Origin of the sequence: uncultured Aquimarina sp. (assembly GCF_947492405.1) — a bacterium.
Classification (GTDB): domain Bacteria; phylum Bacteroidota; class Bacteroidia; order Flavobacteriales; family Flavobacteriaceae; genus Aquimarina.
This window is the reverse complement of the sequence record NZ_CANLMP010000002.1, coordinates 36,595-52,357: the sequence shown is the minus strand read 5'-3', so window position 1 is coordinate 52,357 and position 15,763 is coordinate 36,595. Positions and strand designations below refer to the sequence as shown.

The 15,763-nt window shown below is 30.5% G+C and carries 16 protein-coding genes; 8 read left to right on the top strand and 8 right to left on the bottom strand.

Annotated features, from left to right (window positions below; genetic code table 11):
* The first annotated feature begins 110 nt into the window (after window positions 1-110).
* The 3 genes from Q0829_RS06525 to Q0829_RS06515 all read left to right on the top strand — a co-directional run bounded on the left by Q0829_RS06525 (window position 111) and on the right by Q0829_RS06515 (window position 4,834).
* Complete coding sequence (locus Q0829_RS06525; RefSeq protein WP_298541344.1) at window positions 111-2,891, top strand: LuxR C-terminal-related transcriptional regulator; 2,781 nt, start codon at window positions 111-113, stop codon at window positions 2,889-2,891.
* Window positions 2,892-3,090: 199 nt separating this feature from the next.
* Window positions 3,091-3,966: a zinc-dependent peptidase gene (locus Q0829_RS06520; protein ID WP_298541342.1), complete on the top strand. Its 876-nt coding sequence runs from the start codon at window positions 3,091-3,093 to the stop codon at window positions 3,964-3,966.
* Between the two features lie 163 nt (window positions 3,967-4,129).
* Window positions 4,130-4,834 (top strand): Bax inhibitor-1 family protein, encoded by a 705-nt coding sequence (locus Q0829_RS06515; RefSeq protein WP_298541340.1) that lies wholly within the window; start codon window positions 4,130-4,132, stop codon window positions 4,832-4,834.
* A gap of 71 nt (window positions 4,835-4,905) precedes the next feature.
* Here the strand turns inward: Q0829_RS06515 and Q0829_RS06510 are convergent, their stop codons facing one another.
* The 8 genes from Q0829_RS06510 to Q0829_RS06475 all read right to left on the bottom strand — a co-directional run bounded on the left by Q0829_RS06510 (window position 4,906) and on the right by Q0829_RS06475 (window position 10,809).
* Complete coding sequence (locus tag Q0829_RS06510) at window positions 4,906-5,433, bottom strand: hypothetical protein (RefSeq protein ID WP_298541337.1); 528 nt, start codon at window positions 5,431-5,433, stop codon at window positions 4,906-4,908.
* A complete protein-coding gene (locus tag Q0829_RS06505) occupies window positions 5,423-6,400 on the bottom strand; it encodes a YpdA family putative bacillithiol disulfide reductase (RefSeq protein WP_298541335.1) in 978 nt (325 codons plus the stop codon). The genes Q0829_RS06510 and Q0829_RS06505 overlap by 11 nt, the downstream gene beginning before the upstream one ends.
* Window positions 6,400-7,059 (bottom strand): ribulose-phosphate 3-epimerase, encoded by a 660-nt coding sequence (rpe, locus tag Q0829_RS06500; RefSeq protein WP_298541333.1) that lies wholly within the window; start codon window positions 7,057-7,059, stop codon window positions 6,400-6,402. The genes Q0829_RS06505 and rpe overlap by 1 nt, the downstream gene beginning before the upstream one ends.
* 50 nt (window positions 7,060-7,109) lie before the next feature.
* Entirely contained in the window at window positions 7,110-7,514 is a 405-nt protein-coding gene (locus tag Q0829_RS06495) for a BLUF domain-containing protein (RefSeq protein ID WP_298541332.1), read from the bottom strand.
* Between the two features lie 126 nt (window positions 7,515-7,640).
* Window positions 7,641-8,048: a BLUF domain-containing protein gene (locus Q0829_RS06490; protein ID WP_298541331.1), complete on the bottom strand. Its 408-nt coding sequence runs from the start codon at window positions 8,046-8,048 to the stop codon at window positions 7,641-7,643.
* A gap of 125 nt (window positions 8,049-8,173) precedes the next feature.
* Entirely contained in the window at window positions 8,174-8,581 is a 408-nt protein-coding gene (locus Q0829_RS06485) for a BLUF domain-containing protein (protein ID WP_298541329.1), read from the bottom strand.
* A gap of 221 nt (window positions 8,582-8,802) precedes the next feature.
* Window positions 8,803-9,666 (bottom strand): sigma-70 family RNA polymerase sigma factor, encoded by an 864-nt coding sequence (locus Q0829_RS06480; protein WP_027395748.1) that lies wholly within the window; start codon window positions 9,664-9,666, stop codon window positions 8,803-8,805.
* Window positions 9,667-9,840: 174 nt separating this feature from the next.
* Window positions 9,841-10,809, bottom strand: a complete 969-nt coding sequence (locus Q0829_RS06475; protein ID WP_298541327.1) for a hypothetical protein — start codon at window positions 10,807-10,809, stop codon at window positions 9,841-9,843.
* A gap of 248 nt (window positions 10,810-11,057) precedes the next feature.
* Here Q0829_RS06475 and Q0829_RS06470 point away from each other — a divergent pair, with 248 nt between their 5' ends.
* The 5 genes from Q0829_RS06470 (at window position 11,058) to Q0829_RS06450 (ending at window position 15,736) form a co-directional block, all read left to right on the top strand.
* On the top strand, window positions 11,058-11,786 hold the full coding sequence (locus tag Q0829_RS06470) for a hypothetical protein (protein WP_298541325.1): 729 nt from the start codon (window positions 11,058-11,060) through the stop codon (window positions 11,784-11,786).
* 2 nt (window positions 11,787-11,788) lie between these two features.
* On the top strand, window positions 11,789-12,175 hold the full coding sequence (locus Q0829_RS06465; RefSeq protein ID WP_298541321.1) for a hypothetical protein: 387 nt from the start codon (window positions 11,789-11,791) through the stop codon (window positions 12,173-12,175).
* A 167-nt stretch (window positions 12,176-12,342) separates the two neighbouring features.
* A complete protein-coding gene (locus tag Q0829_RS06460) occupies window positions 12,343-13,440 on the top strand; it encodes an acyl-CoA desaturase (RefSeq protein ID WP_298541319.1) in 1,098 nt (365 codons plus the stop codon).
* Window positions 13,430-14,488: a fatty acid desaturase gene (locus Q0829_RS06455; protein WP_298541316.1), complete on the top strand. Its 1,059-nt coding sequence runs from the start codon at window positions 13,430-13,432 to the stop codon at window positions 14,486-14,488. The genes Q0829_RS06460 and Q0829_RS06455 overlap by 11 nt, the downstream gene beginning before the upstream one ends.
* Before the next feature lie 432 nt (window positions 14,489-14,920).
* Window positions 14,921-15,736, top strand: a complete 816-nt coding sequence (locus Q0829_RS06450; RefSeq protein WP_298541313.1) for a hypothetical protein — start codon at window positions 14,921-14,923, stop codon at window positions 15,734-15,736.
* Window positions 15,737-15,763: the final 27 nt, after the last annotated feature.

The window sequence follows — 15,763 nt, the reverse complement described above, 5'->3', positions numbered from 1 at the left end:
ATTAAAATTAAGGTAGTTTATTGAATTGCCTTTAGAGTCACCTTGATAAGTACTGTTAAGATTATTTTTGGTATATTTGAGAGACTACCTTAGCTTAAATAAAGCAATTAATGAATCGTATTTGTTTTTTATTTTTTCTATTTCAATTCTTCTCTTTTTCGCAATCAATTGAAAATAAGATTTTGCCTGAAATTATCCATTATGATACTAAAGATATGGGTTTTGGAGCGCAGTCTTGGGATATTGAGCAAGATGAAAATGGAGTTGTATATGTAGCAAATGAAAATAAAGTACTAATCTTTGATGGAAGTAAATGGAATTCTGTGGCAACTAATAATGCGATGGTTAATAGAAGTTTATTTGTTAAGAATAAAGATTCAATCTATTTTGGTGCAGACGGACACTTTGGATTGTTAATTGATGATGATACAGGTGCTTATAAAGTTTCGTTATTAAACAATGTTAATAGAAGTGTTTCTGATAGTGCAGAAGAGTATTGGAGGATACATGAAATAGATAACGAAGTAGTTTTTCAAACCTTTAGTAATTTATATATTAATCAAGGTAATATTATTACAAAAATACCTGCTCCATGTTGTTTTAGATGGAGTTATAAAGTAAATGGTGATTTATATGTAAATGATTATGAGTATGGTATTTTTAAATTATTAGGCACAAGTTTATTGCCTATATATAATAGTAAAGAATTAAATGCTAATATTATAGGTGTTACACAAGTAGGCAAGGATTTAATTCTGATTAGCGACACAAAGGGGTTATTTATACTTAATAATGATAAAGTTGTTCCATTGGATTTTTCTTTATCAGAAGAAGTAAAAAAAGCACAGGTTTTTTCTTTTTTAAAACTTGAAGATGGTAGAATTGCTTTAGGAACGGTATCCAATGGGCTGTATATACTTGATTTAGGTAATGGAAAAACCGAAAACATTAACAAGTTAAAAGGGCTACAGAATAATACAGTTTTATCCATATTTCAGGATGATGAACATAATCTTTGGTTAGCATTAGATTATGGAGTTGATTATTTAAAATTAAACTCTTCCTTAAAATATTTTTACGATTATTATGGCAAACTGGGTACAACATATGCAGCAATAAAAGATGAGAGTTTTTATTATGTAGGTACCAATCAAGGATTGTATTTATTAGATGGTAAATCCGAAGTTCAGGAAGCAGATCCTGAGCAATTGCTGAAAGGACAGGTTTGGAATATCGTTTCTATAAATGATGAGGTATTAGTTGGACATGATACTGGTGCATACACTTTGAGTGGAAAAGAAATCAGTAAAATGGGCTTTAGTAAAGGAGCCTGGGACTTTAGAAGCTTTAGGAACAAGAATAAAAACCTGATTCTTTCGCCACATTATAATGGAGTGTCATTATATGAGAAAATTGATGATAATTGGAAAGAATATCAACTTAGCGGATTTAATAAATCAGTAAGATATTTAGAAATAGATCAAGATAATTATATATGGCTGGCACTAAGATCAGAGGGGGTGTTTAAATTTAGTTTAGACGATAGTAATAATGCACTCGTAAAAGAAGCTTTTTTCCCTTTAAGTGATTTTGAAGGAGTTGTTTTATCGTTATCTAAAGTTAAAAATCAAATTGTTATTACATCAGGTTTTAATTCTTATACATATAAACCAGAAAATAATTCATTCATTAAAAAAGAGTTAGGAAATAGAAAAGGATATGCACCTCGTATTATTGAAAAAGGTAATGAAATTTGGTATGTAGATAATAAAGGTATTGTAATAGAAAATGAAAAGGGACTAAAGAGCCTCGAAGAACTTCAGGATCAATTGGTACCTGATGTTTTAAATTCTTTTACACTAGATGATGAGCTTGAACTTATTCCTATTTATAGTGGTTTTTCGGTATATGTTAGAGATAATCTGTTACCTGTGGATAGTGCTAGAGAAGAGGTGTTAATTCGGGATTTTGTATCGGTCAATAGCAACATGTCTTATTTGGAGAAGTCAGAAATACCTTTTCAGGATAATGACCTTAAAATAAGATATGCTTTACCTATATATGGAAAGAAGGTGCGTTATCAATCAAAAATAAATGATCAAGAATGGAGTGATTGGACAACTTCCACAGAATATACATTATATAACCTGAATGAAGGTGAATATACATTCCATATCAGAGCTAAATATGATGAAACTGTAAGAGAGTCTTCTTTTTTCTTTACAGTAGAGCCGCCTATATATAGAACCTCTTGGGCATATGTACTTTATTTATTACTAATTGGGGCGATAGTGTTTGTAGCATTTTCTATTAATCGCTATAAAATGAAAAAACAAAAAATTAAACTACTTAAGCAGAAAGAAGAAAAACTAAATAAACAAGAAGAGGAGTATAAGGCCCAAAAATTAGAACAAGAGCGTAAAATTATTGAACTCAAAAACTCTAAACTAGAAGATGAGATAAAGGCAAAAAGCAGGGAACTTACTCAAATTGCTTATGTAAATCTTAATAAAAATAAGATTTTGAAAAAGATTAGAGATAAAATTGTAAAAATCCAGGAGTCACCAAACACTAGATCAAAAGATAGTAACTATACGGATCTAAAGAGACTTGTAGAATATTATATTACTGATAAAGAAAGCAAACTGTTTAAGATAAATTTTGATAAATCTCATCAGGAATTCTACGAAAGATTGTCCAAACAACATCCTGGTTTAACCTCAAAAGACTTAAGATTATGTGCCTACCTTAAAATGAATTTGTCTTCAAAAGAAATAGCTCCTTTACTAGGAATAAGTCCCCAAAGTGTAGATGTGAATCGACATAAGCTTAGAAAAAAATTGAATCTAAGTTCTGATGATAATTTGACTCAGTTTTTGGTAAGTTTTTAGATATTTTCTTTGATTGTTATTAGCAGATAGGTTTTGGTTAATTATTTTTTGAAAATTTCACAATTATGGTGTTTTTTGTCTAAACCTTTGTGTTCTTTTTTAATACTATTATTTAATGATTAGCGTTTTAGTAGTTGATTTAACAGAGTTTTTATCTCAAAAGCATTATTTTGTGACTTTGTAAACCTACTTTGCCCTTTTGATTTTTAATTTTTTATACACATTATCCTTTCAGGAAAAACCTGAACCTGGGATTCCGAAATTCCTTGGAGTCATACTAACAGTTGGTATTGTTTCAATATGCTTATATTATGTTTCTCGATATCTGGAAACGGTATATGCTAAATTTTATAAGAAACCTTTTTTTGTACATTTTTATTTGGCTCCTAAAAAATTACCAACTCATTTGCTGTCTTTTTTAAGTGCAAATACATTATATAATCAATTAGACAAAAGAAGAAAGAGATATTTTGAGCATCGGGTTGTACAATTTTTAGAAAGCACTAAGTTTGTTGGTAGGGAAGGACTTATCATTGATGATGATAAGCGAATGCAAATTACGATGATGGTAATTCAATTAACCTTTGGAATGCGTAATTATTTATTGGAATATGTAGAAACAATTATTTTATATCCATCGTCCTATTATTCGATTCTTAATAAAACAGAAAATAATGGAGAATTTAATCCACGATCTAAGGCTTTGGTATTATCCTGGGAACATTTTAATATAGGAAATTTGCATCAGCAAGATGGAATAAATCTAGGAATTCACGAAATTACACACGCGATCCACTACTGTTCCCTAAAAAGTAATAATATTAGCTCGGAAATATTTCATGATACTTTTTTAGAATTAGAAAAGCACCTCTCTTCTGTAGAGTTACGAAATAAGATTATTGAATCTAAAATTTTAAGGGAATATGCTTTTACAGACAAATTTGAATTTATAGCAGTACTAGTCGAAGTTTTTATGGAATCTCCTGAGAAGCTCAAAGAACAATTCCCTGATATTTATACATATGTTGGACGTATGTTAAATTTTAGATATTTCCAGGTTCAAAACGAGTATTAATGCGTTAGAACTATGAATGTCTTTGGTGTTAAAATGAATGGATTAATCGATTTATAAAAAAAACCAAAATAAACGGGTAACATTTTACTTAAATATGACACTTATATTAAACGATAAAAACTATATTTATCTTAACTAAATAATTTTAATAAAAAAGAATAACATGGAAGAATTTCAGCAAGTAGCACCTGTAGTAAGTTCACTTACTGATGAAAAAAGAGTGGCTTTTTATAAAAAAACGTATACGCATTTGGCGATGGCAGTATTGTTATTCGTGATTGTAGAATGGGTGTTTTTTCAGATTGAGCCTTTAGTAAACTTTGCGTTTTCGATGACGCAAGGATGGAGATGGTTGCTTATGTTAGGAGGGTTTATGTTGGCAACAAATTATGCTGAGAAAATGGCACACAAAACACATGATATAAACAAACAATATTTAGGTCTTCTCTTATATGTAGTAGCTGAGGCTTTTATTTTTATTCCTTTGATTGGCATAGCAATGATGATTGCAGAGAATGGAGGAGCGAATATATTGAATCAGGCCGCAATATTAACATTGGCTTTGTTTACAGGATTATCTGGAGTTGTTTTGATAACCAAAAAAGATTTCTCTTTTCTTAAGTCAATGCTAACAATTGGCTTTTTTATTGCATTAGGTTTAATTGTAGCTGGATTACTATTTGGATTTAATCTTGGATTGTGGTTTAGTGTAGGAATGGTAATTTTGGCGTCTGGTTCTATATTATATCAGACTTCTAATATGGTTCATAAATATTCTGAGGATCAATATGTGGGTGCATCTTTAGGGTTGTTCGCTTCACTAATGTTACTTTTCTGGTATATCCTTAGTATTTTATCTAATGATTAAAAAAGAAATCTATCTGAATAAATAAGAAATAATCTATATAACAAAGGCTATCTAATTTAAGATAGCCTTTGTTATATAGATTCTAATCGTTTCTTTTGACGTTCGTGGTGACGCATATGTATTTCGATCAGAGAAAACCATTCTATAGCATTAATCATCCCAAAGAATGGGTGATTATGCTTTATTTTTGTATCACAGTTCTTTATTAGATCTCCCATGGATACTGTTTCTGTTATGAATTCTTTAAAGTTGTTTTCTAATCTATCTCTTTCTAATATTTCGGGCGTAAAGTCAACTACAATTTTAGAAGGAAAAGATTCCATTTTGATATTACGAGAAGGAATGATATTCAGATTAAATATTAAATATGCTGCGCCGTTCTTAGGTTTCCCATTTTTAATGTCATTCTTTATACATTTATGAAAATTTGGAAGTTGGTAAGTCTTCGCCACACGCATAATATGATCATATAATTCTGCAAGAGACCATTGGTCAGAAGAGGGTTTGTAATATAGACTTTCCTGATTGTAGTTCTTAAGATCCAAATACCATTTTTCGGATCTTTTTTTAAATGTAGAAACAGGATTTTTATGAAACATTTTGTTTTCCTGAAATTATATGTTTTATGATTGTTTTTGCGTGTATTCTAGAATTTTCTATAAACCATATATGAGTATCCATGCCGCCACATATTACCCCGGCCAGGTATAGATTATCAATGTTAGATTCCATGGTTTCCTCGTTATAATTGGGATACATTTTTTCATCATCAGAAAGTTGAACTCCAATTTTTTCAAGAAAATTAAAATTTGGTGTATAACCGGTCAATGCTAACACATAATCATTATCTACACTAACTTCTCCGTCAGGAGTGTTTAGTATGATTTTCTGAGGGTGTATTTCTTTAACTGTAGCGTTGTAATATGCTTTTATACTTCCTTCTGCAATTCTATTTTCGATATCTGGTTTCACCCAATATTTTACACGTCTACCAATTTCTGGACCTCTAACAATCATAGTTACATCAGCTCCTTTTCTATAACATTCTAAAGCGGCATCCACTGCAGAATTACTAGCACCGATAATAGCTAATTTTTGTTTTGCAAAGAAATGAGGATCTTTATAATAGTGTGAAACTTTTGATAGCTCTTCTCCCGGAACGTTGATCGTATTCGGGATGTCATAAAATCCGGTTGCCAGAATTATATAGGAAGCTGTATATTCTTGTTTTTCCGTTTTTATACGAAAGATATTTTCTTCTTTATGTACAGAGTTTACTTTTTCAAAAAGATGGATATTTAAATTATTAGAAGTAACAATCCTACGATAATATTCTAATGCCTCATTTCTTTTAGGTTTTGATTCATTACTAATAAATGGTATTTCATCAATTTCCAGTTTTTCTGAAGAAGAGAAGAACTGCATGTTTACAGGATAATTAAAAAGAGAATTTACAATAGGACCTTTTTCTATTATAAGATAATCTAGCCCCTTTTTCTTCGCTTCGAGACCGCACGCAATGCCGATTGGGCCTCCACCAATTATTATGAGATCAATATGCTTCATTAAGAAATTATCTCTTTCAGTCCTTTTATAGTCTGGATTGGATCTTCACTTTTAAAAACATAGCTCCCTGCAACTAATACATCTGCTCCTGCATCAACTAATTGCTTAGCATTTTTATTAGTGACTCCTCCATCGATTTCGATCAATGTACTCGCATTATTACGATCAATGATTTCTTTAAGTTGTTTTACTTTTTTATAGGTGTTTTCTATAAAAGATTGCCCTCCAAAACCTGGATTGACACTCATAATACATACTAGGTCAATATCTTTAATAGTATCCTCAAGTAAACTTACATTGGTATGAGGATTTATAGCTACACCAGCCTTCATGCCTTCCGCTTTTATTGCTTGCAGAGTTCTGTGTAGATGAGTACAAGCTTCATAATGAACGGTAAGAATATTGCTTCCTAAATCAGCAAAAGTCTTAATATATCGATCAGGATCTACAATCATTAAGTGTACATCAATGGTTTTTGTTGCGTGCTTAGCAATATCCCTTAAAACAGGCATCCCAAAGGAGATGTTAGGAACAAAAACACCATCCATAATGTCAATATGAAACCAATCAGCATCACTATGATTAATCATTTCTACATCACGTTGTAAATTAGCGAAATCAGCTGCTAGTACTGAAGGGGCAATTAATTTTGAAGCCATAAAATTGTGTTGTTTCTCGCAAAAGTACTACTTAACTTTTAAATGGGATACTAAGAGAGCTTCATAAATTTATGAGCCAGGTAGGAAATGTTTTTAAAATTTTTTGGATTATAAGACTTTTCTGCCTCTAAGAATTGCTGTAGCTCTGTAAAATCTTTTTCTCTGTGAACCGTAGCGTAAGAATTGTGGAAACTTTTAAAAGAAGGTACACTAATTTGTCTATCAAATATTTTGATTAAACTGGAGTGTCTTATATCTCTTTCTATTTTTATATAAAGCTCTTGTATGATATTTTTATCCCCTTCAAGTATTTGAAAAAAATTTTGACCGGAGTGCATTAAGATCCCAGTAATACCTAAATCCTCATTTTTTAGTTTAGATTGATGCATTAATTCATTAATCTGAAAGTCAGATAACTTAGATGAAGTGCTTACATAAGATATCGTATGCCACATAACTTTTTAACCTAAATTTAATCTAAAATAAGGGAATATTTATGTTAAATTTATTGTTTAACTTTTGTTTAATGACTAGTTAGATTTGCTGTTACTGGTAAAAAGAACAAAATGAATTGTGCGGTTTTATAAAAGCTTCATGAATTTATTAGCGAGGTAAGAAATATTTTTATAATTATCAGGATTATATGATTCTTCTTCTTTTAAAAAGTGTTGTAATTCTTTGTGGTTGTATTTTTGACCAAGAACTGTAAAAGAAGAATGATAAGTAGAAAATGAAGAATTAGGTATTTTTCGATCAAAAATTTTAATTACATCATAATGCCTTGGATCTAATAGTATTTTTTCGAATAGATCTTGTATTAAGTCTTTTTCGCCTTCTAGAACTTGGAAAAAGTTTCCATCAGAATACATTAATATTCCGGTTATATTTTGACTGTCGTTATTTAGCTTAACAAATTCGAATAGTTCATTTATTTCAGAATTTGTTAAGGACGGATTGGCCGTGCTTACATAACTTATTGTTTGCCACATATATTTTACATCTTGTTTTAAAGGTACTCTTTTTTTGGGGAAAATTTATGTTAAAGTTTTTGTTAGTTATTAAATGCATAAAAGATGTATGGTGCGAGTGAAACATAAAATATACTATATTGTTTTTAAGAAAGCTTCATAAATTGATTAATTAAGTAAGAAATATTCTTATAATTATCTGGGTTGTGGAATTTTTCTTCTTCTAAAAAGTGATCTAGCTCTTTATGGTCATATTTTTGACCAAGAACTTTAAACGAAGAATGATATTCAGAGAATGAACAATTTGTTATTGCACGATCAAAAATTTTAATAACATTATAATGCCTGGTATCTAGAAGTATTTTTTTGTAAAGATCTTGTATTAGATTAGGTTTTCCTTCTAGAACTTGGAAAAAATTCCCATCAGAATACATTAATATTCCAGTTATATTTTGGTTGTCGTTATTTAGCTTAACAAATTTGAATAGTTCATTTACTTCAGCATTTGTTAAGGATTGGTTGGCCGTACTTACATAACTAATGGTTTGCCACATGATGTTTGGTTCTTACTTAAAGGTACAGTTTTTTGATAAAAAAAAAGATGCTTTTAAGATTTTAATAATTTGAAAACAAATGGGCTACTGTTTTTCCGTAATTGAAATAAAAATATACCTCATGAAAAAACCTCCGGTAATCAGCCGGAGGTCATTCATCAATCAAAAAACGAACAGTTATGTTATAAACTGTTTGTAATCGCAATTTAGGAAATTAAAAGTTATCCTAAATAAGTTTTTAATATTTTACTACGAGATGTATGTTTTAATCTACGAATAGCTTTTTCTTTAATTTGACGAACACGCTCACGTGTTAAGTCAAAAGTTTCTCCAATTTCTTCTAGCGTCATTGGATGTTGATCTCCAAGACCAAAATACAAACGGATCACATCCGCTTCTCTTGGTGTTAGTGTCTCTAAAGCACGTTCTATTTCTGTACGAAGAGATTCGTGTAATAAAGACCTATCTGGATTAGGTGACTCACCAGAATTTAATACATCATAAAGGTTAGAGTCTTCTCCTTCTACTAAAGGAGCATCCATACTTACATGACGACCAGAGTTTTTCATAGACTCTTTAACGTCATTTATAGTCATGTCCAGTTCTTTAGCAATTTCTTCTGCACTTGGTGGACGTTCGTGAGATTGCTCTAAGAATGCATAAGTTTTATTGATCTTATTAATAGATCCAATTTTATTTAAAGGTAAACGAACAATACGAGACTGTTCTGCCAAAGCCTGTAAGATAGATTGACGAATCCACCATACAGCATATGATATAAATTTAAAACCTCTGGTCTCATCAAAACGCTTTGCGGCTTTAATCAATCCTAAATTACCTTCATTAATTAAATCTGGTAAAGTAAGTCCTTGATTTTGATATTGTTTTGCAACAGATACCACAAATCGTAAATTCGCTTTAGTTAATTTTTCAAGGGCTCTCTCATCTCCCGCTTTTATTCGCTGAGCTAATTCTACCTCTTCATCAGCAGTAATAAGATCTACTTTTCCTATTTCTTGCAAATACTTGTCCAGCGATGCAGTCTCACGATTCGTTACCTGCTTCGTAATCTTAAGTTGTCTCATCTATGTTATCCTTGAAATTTTATTATGTGAATACTTTAGGGCTTTGCTTTTATTTATTATACGTATGTTGTTACGAAAATGTTACAAAAAAGTAAAATTATTTTTTTTATCACCCTTTTTCATCAACAAAAAACTTATGTACTTAGTCGGGATTATATCTAAATGTTTACAAATTTATTCGAATTCAAGTACATTTTTGGCAGCGATAAGGGATCGGAGTGCGTCAATTTTTTTGTACATCTTATTAAAAAATAGATTTCTTTCCTTTTCACCAGCAGTACTTAATAATTTAGAACCATCCATTTGTATGTTCAAAAAATGTTCTGCTTGATTACAAGTAATCACATCATTTGTTCTGTAATATGATAGTATAGTGAATGGAACATATAACGATGTTTCCGATGGTGTTTTTACTAATACACGGTTATTCATAAGTAATAACTCATTGTAATAGAACTTAAAATTATCTTTTTGATCAATTATTTTTTTAGAAATTTGTTGAATCAATTTCTGAAGATCATCACATATTTCTAATGCATCCTTAGAGGTGAGTGAATTAGATTCAAAATAAAAGTGTATTTGTTTTAGAGTACTATTTATAGTAGTGATATCCCATATTTCTATGGAGTTCAGGTCATTATACATGTTACCCAAACGTTTTGCAGCTTCTAAAAGTGATAAAGAGGGATTAAAACCTGTAAATCTGACATCACCAAGATCAGAATCCATTATTTTTAACCAAACATACATTTTAAATTTAGAAAGTAAATTATCATCAGATGTATAAAAAATGGGTAAATCCTTAGCAGAATAAATCATTTCTACATCCTTATTGTTTATAAGAGGCGATAAAGAGTTATAGGAGTTCTCATAATAAGCAAGAAGGCTTTCCATATCCCGAACTGGAGCTGTCTTTTTTACTGCGACGATATGCTCATCCTCACTAGAGAATAATTGATCGATAGATAAACTAAAGTATTTAGCTAATGTAACTCCTTCTTCTAATGATAATTTACTTTTTTTGCTGATTCTTCTGTGAGCAGCGTCATAGCTAATATCTAAAGCGGTAGCTACTTCATCAATCAGAGAATTTTTAGAGTTGATTTGTTTTTTTATAAGTTCTAAGAAGCTTTCCTGTATCATTTTTTGATTTTAATAGTATTGATGATGTTATGGAATGGAAAAGTAAAGTAGAAAAATAAGTTAATTTTGTGATTTTCGCAAATAAATAGATCGCCCCTTGTGATTATTACGTTTTTCACAAATAGTAAAATCTACTCTTTATATTTTGCGATTTTCACAAAAAAATAAATTTCTATTCGTGATTATTGCCTATTGTGTTGCTATTATCACAATAGTTTTGACTTGTCGAATTTTTAAAAACAAGAAAAATGAAAAACAAAATTGTAATATTAATGGTGCTCTTCTTTACGACAATAACTTTTGGACAAGAGCATAAGTTAGATACTATTTCAGGAAAAGTGAAGTCATTTAGTTTTTCTCCTATTCATTCTAATGTATCACAAGTAAATGGTTTGGTATTTGGCGTTGGACATTATGGGAATAGGAAAATAGAACATCAAAGAATCAATGGGGTTAATATCGATGTAATTCATCCTGCTCCATTATTATTAATGACTTTTGGCTTAGAGATACCTTTTAAGTTATTACCAGTAGGTTTAACGTATGATAATAGTAGCGGAATCCATGTGCTAGACAGTAATAATAAATCTAATAAAGTTAAATTATCAATGAATGGTTTGAATTTAAGCGTCGGTGGGTTTTATGAAGGAACAGATTTTAGTGGCTTAAACATATCTTTAGTATCCATAGTTAATGATTTAAACGGAATATCTCTAGCTCCTATTGTAAATGGTTCAGAGGATTTTAATGGTGTTCAAGTTTCTGCTTTAGCTAATATTTCTGCTGGTGGCAATGGTTTACAGGTTGCAATCTCAAATGTAGCAGGAAAGTTTAACGGTATTCAGTTGGGGTTATTTAATAAAAGTACTGATCAAAGAGGTTTTCAATTTGGTCTTTGGAATAGAAATGCCAGAAGATCTTTACCTTTTATCAATTGGCAATTTTCTAAGAAAAAAGTGAAATCAAAAACATCTTAATTATGCAAATCACTAGCAACTTAAGCCTCGAAGGGGATTATGGATTCGAAGCTTTTTATGTACTTACTGGAGACTTGGTTGGTCTTATTCCAGTAAAAGAAAAATTATATACACGTATTAAACTAATGGATAAAGAGACTTTAAAAATTAGTTTAATGAAATCAGAAACTCAAAAGATTTCAAAATATATAAAAGGATCGCTTAAGGATGGGATTTTTAGTATTTCATCCAGTAATAGAGTTGATTCATTACTTTCATTTATAAAGCATTGGCGAACTCAAAAAATAAATGTGCGTTCAGGAAAAGAACAACTATTGGTTTTTTTGTCGAAAACCGGAAGTGTGAAAATGGGAGTCTTTAGAGATATTACTTCAAGAAAGAAAAAATAAGAATCAAGATTCTGATCAGCCTAAAGCATAATCTTAGTCTTTGGGTTGGTCAATCTGTTTATATAACTAATCATACCAATATAATAGTCAATACTATCGAGATACTGAAGCAATTGCTTTTGAGTATCACGTAGGTATGAATTTGTCAAATTTTAAAATAAATAATTATGAAAAAAATAAAATTTTCTAAAGATGAGGGCTCAGACTTTTATAAGGAGCTAAATGAACGAATTAGAAATTATTTTGAAAGTAATCAAATAGATAAAACTGGAAATAGAAAGATGATTTTTAAAATAGTTATGTATTTTACCTTAGTATTTGTGTTTTATTTTTTAATGCTTACCTCATCTAACTTAGGTACATTCTTTATTCTTTACATTGGTTTAGGAATATCTGTGTTATTAAATGCATTTAATGTCTCGCACGATGCTGCACATGGAGTTGCTGTAAAAAGTACATTTTGGAATAAGCTTTTATTTCAATTAAGCTTTAACTTACAAGGAAATAACGCATATGTATGGGGCAAAAATCATAATGAGTCTCATCATTTGTATACCAATATAGAAGGTAGTGATATAGATGTTCTTAATAATCCACTTGTAAGAATGACACCGAATCAGGATATACAATGGTATCATAGATTTCAGTACTTGTATGTTCCGTTTTTGTATTTGTTCTATTCCCTCAACTGGTTTTTATTCAGAGAGTTTTTAATGATTTTTAATCGCTCTAGTAGAACGATTAAAGTTACTATTCCAACTTGGGAGGTTATTAAACTTATCTTTTTTAAGATAGTATACATTACCTATATGGTTGTGATTCCTAGTATACTATTGCCCTTTGGTTGGGAATACATTTTAGTAGCATTTCTTTTAAATCATTTTTTAGTATCAATAATATTCACAGCAGTATTAGGAGTATCACATTTATCAGATTATGTAGCACATCCTGAGCCTGATTCAGAAGGGAAACTTGCCATGAGTTGGCCTAAGTTACAGATGTGTACTTCTGTCGATTATAATGTGAATAGTGTTTTTTTAAATTGGACGTTAGGTGGTTTTAATGCACACGCTTTACATCATTTACTTCCTAATATCTGTCATGTACATTATATAAAATTACTACCTGTATTTAGAGAAGTAGCTAGAAAGTATGGTATCACATATATGGAAATGACATATACCCAGGCATTACGATCACATTTTAGATTTCTAAAGAAAATGGGGATGCAACAAGAATTTAAACCTGTGTCTTATGAAATCTAAACATATATATAATCCATCTGATACAGAATTATTCCTTTCCATTCAGAAAGAGGTTAATGAGAAATTAAATTTTTGTTCTTATCGATTTAGAAAGAAGCTTGTTTTTAAAGGATTCGTTTATTTGACGTTAACTACAATAGGATATGTAAGTCTATATAATGTAAGCAATCCGTTTATGCTGATTATGACTTATGTGCTATTTGGACTGATTTCCTTGTTATTTGCATTTAATTTTGCTCACGATTTTTCTCATAATACAATTTTTAAAAGTAAAAAGCTGAATCATACCTTTTTCGTGTTATTGTATACTATGGTTGGAGCACATGCAGAAGCTTGGAAAGATAGGCACGTAACATCTCATCATCATGCGCCTAATGTAGAAGGGTATGATACGGATCTTGAGATTACAAATCTTATTAGGGTAGTTCCTGGTTCACGTATCAAATGGTTTCATAAATTTCAACATTGGTATGCTCCTGTTTTATATACTACATATTCTTTGTTTTGGGTATGTATCAAGGATTTTAAACTATTCTTTAGTAAAACAATTACTGGAAAAACTAAAACGACTGGATATAAGATTTCTTTTTGGCTACAGAAAATATTTTACATAGCCTATATATTGATTGTGCCATTATTTTTTACGAAACATAATTGGTATGTGATCTTAACGGGATTTCTTGTAATGCATTTAATACAATCCTTATTTTTATTGTTTACCTTTTTTATGACACACCATATTGAGGGTGTTGTTTATCCGGAGACTGATAATTCTGGGTTTATAAAAACTTCTTGGCTTATGAACCAAATAGAAAGTTCTAATGATTTTTATCCTTTTAGTAACATAGCAAATTTTGTTTTCGGAGGGTTCAATAATCATATCGCACATCATCTATTTCCTCATGTTCATCATATGTACTATCCGGCGCTTAATAAGATTCTGTATAAGACTTTACTAAGTAATAATATTATACCTAATCAAACATCTTATCTCGGAGGAGTGATATCGCATCTATCTCATTTGAAACAGTTAGGAAATACGCTATAAATTATAATCGGTATTATTATCACAAGGACACCTTCATATTTTGGAGGTGTTTTTTTATATCAAGTTCTATGATTTGTAATTATCGCAAGAAAATACTGGTTTTTGATTCTAGATGCAGTATGATAGTTTTTTTCGGTAAATGTTCTAAAGAATATAGGGTCAATTAGAACGAATAAGGTGTTTAATAGGTAAGAATGAGCGTGATATTTTATAGTTACATCCTTTCTAAAGTATTGTTGATCCACAAAATATGATCAAACCTCCACAAAAGTATGTTGAGTCTGTATTAGTGATCTTACTTGGTCTTGATGAACATGTGATTTTCAAGTTGCGATTATCGCAACAGCAAAATTTCAATCTTGTGTTTTTGGTAACTGTAGTTAGCTAATAGCAAGTATGTTTGATCCACTAAACACTTTAAAAAGCAATATTATGATGAGAAAATGTATTAAAGCAGGAATACTTTTAATAGTAGTTCAATCCATAACTAGTTGTTCGGTCTCTAGATTGTCCAAAGCCTATACAACAGGCAGTTATGGCTCGGTAAATTCATACATCGCAAAACCCTTATATGAAGGAGAGAATACCTCTGCAATCTATGCTTCCGGAGCCATAGATATAGCAAGACAACAACAATTTAGACAAGAGGAAGATGACAGAAAAACTGTGGCATCTCTAGATGTGTACAAATCTTTTTCACAAAAGTGGTTGAACTTCTTTTATGGTGGTAGTGCGGCATATGGTACATTTACCTTTAAAGGGGAGGAATTAGATATTACTACGGGTCTTCCTATTATAGCTTTAGATGAAAAGCTGGATTTTTATAACGTAGGACTAAAGGCAGGGGTTAATTTTAGGGTATCCACTTCTAAATTCGAGTTTAGACCTATAGGGCTAAAAGTTATGTATAGCTATGAGTTTGGGCCTTATCAGGATAGATTAGAAGAAATTGACAATATCACTTTTCAAGATTATAATATATATAATAAGAAATCTTTTTTCACCATTATTACAGAAAGTGAAGCGGTATATAAAATTAACACCAATAACTCTGTAAGTTTAGGTGTGTTCTTAGGATTAAACACCATTAGAGATACAGATGCGTCAATTACTGGAGGTATGGTAAGCTATCGGTATAAACGATTGGTAGTGAGTTATTTATCGCAATTCGCCGGTATCGATACACAAGAGAATCGAAGTATAGGAATAAGATCTCATAAAATCGGAATTACGTATCAACTTTTTTAGTCTCATAAGAACGCTTTATATACTTAT

Excerpts from the sequence above, each read along its gene's own strand:
- Q0829_RS06525 (WP_298541344.1), top strand. The coding sequence starts at position 111 with ATGAATCGTATTTGTTTTTTATTTTTTCTATTTCAATTCTTCTCTTTT.
- Q0829_RS06515 (WP_298541340.1), top strand. The coding sequence starts at position 4,130 with ATGGAAGAATTTCAGCAAGTAGCACCTGTAGTAAGTTCACTTACTGAT.
- Q0829_RS06510 (WP_298541337.1), bottom strand. The coding sequence starts at position 5,433 with ATGTTTCATAAAAATCCTGTTTCTACATTTAAAAAAAGATCCGAAAAA.
- Q0829_RS06505 (WP_298541335.1), bottom strand. The coding sequence starts at position 6,400 with ATGAAGCATATTGATCTCATAATAATTGGTGGAGGCCCAATCGGCATT.
- rpe (WP_298541333.1), bottom strand. The coding sequence starts at position 7,059 with ATGGCTTCAAAATTAATTGCCCCTTCAGTACTAGCAGCTGATTTCGCT.
- Q0829_RS06495 (WP_298541332.1), bottom strand. The coding sequence starts at position 7,514 with ATGTGGCATACGATATCTTATGTAAGCACTTCATCTAAGTTATCTGAC.
- Q0829_RS06490 (WP_298541331.1), bottom strand. The coding sequence starts at position 8,048 with ATGTGGCAAACAATAAGTTATGTAAGCACGGCCAATCCGTCCTTAACA.
- Q0829_RS06485 (WP_298541329.1), bottom strand. The coding sequence starts at position 8,581 with ATGTGGCAAACCATTAGTTATGTAAGTACGGCCAACCAATCCTTAACA.
- Q0829_RS06480 (WP_027395748.1), bottom strand. The coding sequence starts at position 9,666 with ATGAGACAACTTAAGATTACGAAGCAGGTAACGAATCGTGAGACTGCA.
- Q0829_RS06475 (WP_298541327.1), bottom strand. The coding sequence starts at position 10,809 with ATGATACAGGAAAGCTTCTTAGAACTTATAAAAAAACAAATCAACTCT.
- Q0829_RS06470 (WP_298541325.1), top strand. The coding sequence starts at position 11,058 with ATGAAAAACAAAATTGTAATATTAATGGTGCTCTTCTTTACGACAATA.
- Q0829_RS06465 (WP_298541321.1), top strand. The coding sequence starts at position 11,789 with ATGCAAATCACTAGCAACTTAAGCCTCGAAGGGGATTATGGATTCGAA.
- Q0829_RS06460 (WP_298541319.1), top strand. The coding sequence starts at position 12,343 with ATGAAAAAAATAAAATTTTCTAAAGATGAGGGCTCAGACTTTTATAAG.
- Q0829_RS06455 (WP_298541316.1), top strand. The coding sequence starts at position 13,430 with ATGAAATCTAAACATATATATAATCCATCTGATACAGAATTATTCCTT.
- Q0829_RS06450 (WP_298541313.1), top strand. The coding sequence starts at position 14,921 with ATGATGAGAAAATGTATTAAAGCAGGAATACTTTTAATAGTAGTTCAA.